This window comes from Streptomyces flavofungini, from assembly GCF_041028215.1.
GTDB classification, from domain to species: Bacteria; Actinomycetota; Actinomycetes; order Streptomycetales; family Streptomycetaceae; genus Streptomyces; species Streptomyces flavofungini_B.
On sequence record NZ_JASKYR010000730.1, the window covers coordinates 1 to 4298 of the forward strand.

Here is a 4298-nt window from a genome sequence, read left to right on the forward strand (position 1 = left end):
GCGTGGGCACACATGGTGGATGTGGGCGTGGTCGACGCCCGGCTTCCCCAGACGGGGGGGGGGGGGGGGGGGGGGGGGGGGGGGGGGGGGGGGGGGGGGGGGGGGGGGGGGGGGGGGGGGGGGGGGGGGGGGGGGGGGGGGGGGGGGGGGGGGGGGGGCCCCCGCCCCTCACACCCTGTGAAACCAACCCGACGGGCTTCGGCCACCCACTGAAGACATACCGGAATTCATGCCTGACCTTCGGTCGGCGTGGGCACACATGGTGGATGTGGGCGTGGTCGACGCCCGGCTTCCCCAGACCCCGGAGGCGATGGTGATTCCTGGTGCGCGCGTTCGGCGGCGTAACAGGACTCTCCGACCGGCGGCCACGGCCGAGCGGTCCCAGGGCGTTCTCCCGCCCTCGACTTGACCTCCTTCCTGTGCGGGGCGATGGCCTCGCACGGCATTCGGCCACGTGGACGTCACAACGAAGGAGGCAAGTCCATGGCTCGACTGGTGACCGACGACGAGCAGGCGGCGCAGCGCCGCGTCGGCGGGATCGTACGGACCTCAAGCATTCTGACCGGCGGAGGCCTCGCCATGTGGCGCGACCACCCGGCCGGGGAGTGGGAGACCTCGGCCGCGGAGCTGTCGCGGGACCTGGACACCCTCAAGGTGCCGCACCAGGTCGTCGTCGCCTTCCGCCCGCCCCGGGGGCGCGAGGCGGGCCGCCGCACGGGACAGGAGGTCCGCGTCCCCTTCCCCGAGCTGACCAGACTCGTGCGCTGGGTGCCGCCGCTCCAGCAACTGCTCGACGAACTCCCCGCCGACTCGCCGGGCTTCGCCTTCGCCTACTGCGAGGCGCGCCCCACGGGACCGGCGATGCTGAGCCTGTCCTCGTTCGCCGCCGAGTGGCCGACCTGGACGGTGCGCCAGGCGGGCCTGATGGGCCTGCTCTGCGCCCGGTGCGGCTTCGACCTGCGCACCCGTGGGGCCGCGCAGCGCCTCGCGTACGACGTCGACGGCGAACCGGGAAGGCCCCGGCTGGTGTGCGGGGTGTGCTGCGGCGACGGCCAGGCCGCCCTGGAGGGCCTGACGGCCCTCGGCGACCCGACCTGAGAAACCGCAGGACGGCCGGGGAGACGGACGCGGAGAGGCCGGTCAGGAAGGGGTGAGGACGGTCAGGAAGGGGTGAGGACGACGAGCCGCTGGGTCGCCCGGGTCATCGCGACATAGCGGTCGACCGCCCCTTCGACGCCCTCGCCGAACGCCTCGGGGTCGACGAGCACGACCAGGTCGAACTCGAGCCCCTTCGCGAGATCCGGGGTCAGCGACCGCACCCGTGCGGTGGCGCGGAAGCCGGGATCGCCGATGACACAGGCGGTTCCGTCCGGGTGCGCGGCGAGCCAGTCGCCGAGGACCGCGTCCAGCTCGTCGACCGACCCGTGGACGACGGGCAGGCCGCTGCTGCGGATGGAGGCGGGCACGTTGGCGTCCGGGAGCGCGGCGCGGATGACCGGCTCGGCCTCGGCCATGACCTCCTCCGGCGTACGGTAGTTGACGCTGAGGGAGGCCACCTCGGCCCGGTCGACGCCGATCCGCCCGAGCCGTTCCCGCCAGGACTCGGTGAACCCGTGCCGGGCCTGCGCGCGGTCCCCGACGACGGTGAAGCTCCGGGACGGGCAGCGGAGCAGCAGCATCTGCCACTCCGCGTCGGTCAGTTCCTGCGCCTCGTCCACCACGATGTGCGCGAACGGCCCCGCGAGGGGCTCGGGGTCCGCGGCGGGCAGCGCGCCCTCGTCGACGAGGCTGTCCTGGAGGTCACGGCCGCGCAGCATCGTCACCGCGCCCTCGCCGTCGGCGTCGGCGGCGACCATGTTGTCGATGACCCCCGCCATGCGCTCGCGTTCGGCGGCGACCGAGGCGGCACGCCGCCGCTTGCGCAGGGCCGCCTTTGGGTCGCCGAGGCGCTGCCGTGCCGCGTCCAGGAGCGGCAGGTCCGACACCGTCCAGGCGCCGGGGTCCGCGCGTCGCAGCTTCGCCGCCTCTTCGGGGCTCAGCCAGGGGGCGCACATGCGCAGGTAGGCGGGCACCGTCCACAGGTCTCCGACGAGGTCGGACGCTTCGAGCAGCGGCCACGCCCGGTGGAGGGCCGCGACCAGCTCCCGGTTGTGCAGGAAGGACTTGCGCAGCAGGTCGGCCGAGACCCCGCCGCCGTGCCCGTCCGGCCCGTATCCGTCCGGCCCGTATCCGTCCGCTCCGTACTCGCCCGGCCCCTCGTCGTCGGGGTCGTCGTCCAGGTCGTGCTTGTCCAGGAGGATCGTGACCAGCTCCTCCCAGATCTCATCGCGCGCCTCGTTGTGCGGGGTGCCGGGCTCCGCCGCCGCGAACGCCTCGGCCCAGTCGGCCGCGCTCAGCCACACGTCGGACCAGGGTGTCGTGACCGACATGCCCTCGGCGGGCGGGTCCTCGTAGAACCTGACGGCCTTCTCGATGGCACCGACCATGTCCACGGTCGACTTCAGACGGGCCGCCTCCGGGTCGCTCTCGACGGCCGCGTCCGCCCCCTCGGCGACCAGGTCGCGCAGCGTGCAGGTGCGCACGCCCTCCTCGCCGAGGCTGGGCAGGACGTCCTCGACGTACGCGAGATAGGGCTGGTGCGGTCCGACGAACAGCACACCGCCGCGGCTGTGCCCCGCGAGGCGGGGGTCGGAGTAGAGCAGATAGGCGGAGCGGTGCAGGGCGACGACGGTCTTGCCCGTACCGGGACCGCCGTCGACGACGAGGGCGCCGCGGGAATCCGCCCGGACGATGGCGTCCTGGTCGGCCTGGATGGTGGACAGCACGTCCCGCATCCGGGGTGAGCGGTTGGTGCCGAGGCTGGCGATGAACGCGGACTGGTCGTCGAGCGCGGCGTGCCCTTCGAGGCCGTCGGCGGTGAACACCTCGTCCCAGTAGTCACTGATCCGGCCGTCGGTCCAGCGGTACCTGCGGCGGCTCGCGAGGCCCATCGGACTGGCGTGGGTGGCGGCGAAGAAGGGCTCGGCCGCGGGGGAGCGCCAGTCGAGCAGCAGCCGCCGGCCGGTGCTGTCGGTGAGACCGAGGCGCCCGATGTACACGGGCTCGGAGCCGTCCGCGCCGACGACCCGGCCGAGGCACAGATCGAGCCCGAAGCGGCGCAGGGCCCGCAGACGGCCGGTCAGCCGGTGGATCTCCAGGTCCCGCTCCAGCGCCTCGCGGCCCAGACCGCCTGGCGCCCTGCGTTCGGCGTCGAGGCGGTCGGACAGCTCGGTGATCGCCTGCTCCAGGCTCCGCGCGATGGCCTCGAAGTGCCGCTCGTCGTCGGCGATGAGCCGCGCGTCGGCCTTGGCGGAGAGGCTGCCGGCGAGGTCGAAGGCGCTGGTGGTCAGTGGGGGCATACTCAGCTGATCTCCCGTTTTCGCAGGTCACAATGGGTGAGACCAGCGATTGTGCGGGACGGTGGGGGCCTTGCCGCAAGCCCCCCTGTGCGCTATAAATTAAGAGTGGCAAGAGGTGGGATTCCCCTCTTGCCTTTACTGTTGCGCCATCCGCTCCGTCCGGACGAAGCCGTCGGCCCCCTCTGCCCCCTCCGCGGGAATCCCTGGGGTCCGCCGGGCCGGAGCCGGTGAGGGTGTGGACCCGGTCGAGGCGGCAGGTGTGCGCCCGGACGCTCAGCGAGAGGCGCCGCGCCGCCTGCGCGGTGACGCACCCCGCGGCGAAGTGGGCCTGGAGCGTTTCGAGCAGAGGATCAGCACGTCGGCGGCGTGCAGCACGGGCTTGTCGAAGTGGGCGAGGACGTCCTCCTGGTGCGCGGGAGCGACGCACACCAGGCGCCCGTCCTTGGTGCTGAGCAGGATGTCGCGGTCGCCGAAGCGGCCGCGCTGTCGGCTCTCCACCGTGCGCGGGGGAGAGGCGGAGGCCGAACCGGGCGCGCTCATGGCCCTCGGCGAAGGCGTCGATGGCCTGCGCCACCGCGGCGAGCAGGTGGTCGCCGGTCGCCGGGCCGTGGAGGCGGGKGGCGGTGAGGTGTTCGCGTACGAGCGCCCGCCGGGCGAGCCCCGCCTCGGCGGCCCGCGCGCCCGGCGCGCGGCGYGAGGTCAGTTCCTCCCGGGGCAGTCGGCGACCTGTCACGGCCGCCTCGGTCAGGATGTCGGCGTCGCCGGGCGCCGGTGGGTCAGGGGGTCGGCACGGCCTCCGCGTCGAGGCGGTCGGTGTCGCTGCCGAGGGCCTCGGGCCGGTCGGTCCCGGCCGTACGCGGGGTCACCTGCACGGCCGGGGAGGCGGGCGTGGTCGTAGGC

General features: G+C 74.1%; 2 protein-coding genes and 1 pseudogene. 1 reads left to right on the plus strand and 2 read right to left on the minus strand.

The window, feature by feature from the left end; translation table 11 throughout:
• Window positions 1-483 precede the first annotated feature (483 nt).
• Entirely contained in the window at window positions 484-1098 is a 615-nt protein-coding gene (locus tag AB8Z36_RS33330) for a hypothetical protein (RefSeq protein WP_369217125.1), read from the plus strand.
• 62 nt (window positions 1099-1160) lie between these two features.
• Here the strand turns inward: AB8Z36_RS33330 and helR are convergent, their stop codons facing one another.
• Together helR and AB8Z36_RS33340 are read right to left on the minus strand one after the other, a co-directional pair.
• Window positions 1161-3398, minus strand: coding sequence for an RNA polymerase recycling motor ATPase HelR (gene helR, locus AB8Z36_RS33335; protein ID WP_369217126.1), 2238 nt, complete (start codon window positions 3396-3398; stop codon window positions 1161-1163).
• Window positions 3399-3603: 205 nt separating this feature from the next.
• Window positions 3604-4149, minus strand: a pseudogene (locus tag AB8Z36_RS33340) (helix-turn-helix domain-containing protein); the annotation flags it as partial.
• Window positions 4150-4298 lie beyond the last annotated feature (149 nt).

What these genes read in the sequence shown, in the direction of transcription:
- AB8Z36_RS33330 (WP_369217125.1), top strand. Translation starts at nt 484, where the DNA reads ATGGCTCGACTGGTGACCGACGACGAGCAGGCGGCGCAGCGCCGCGTC.
- helR (WP_369217126.1), bottom strand. Translation starts at nt 3,398, where the DNA reads ATGCCCCCACTGACCACCAGCGCCTTCGACCTCGCCGGCAGCCTCTCC.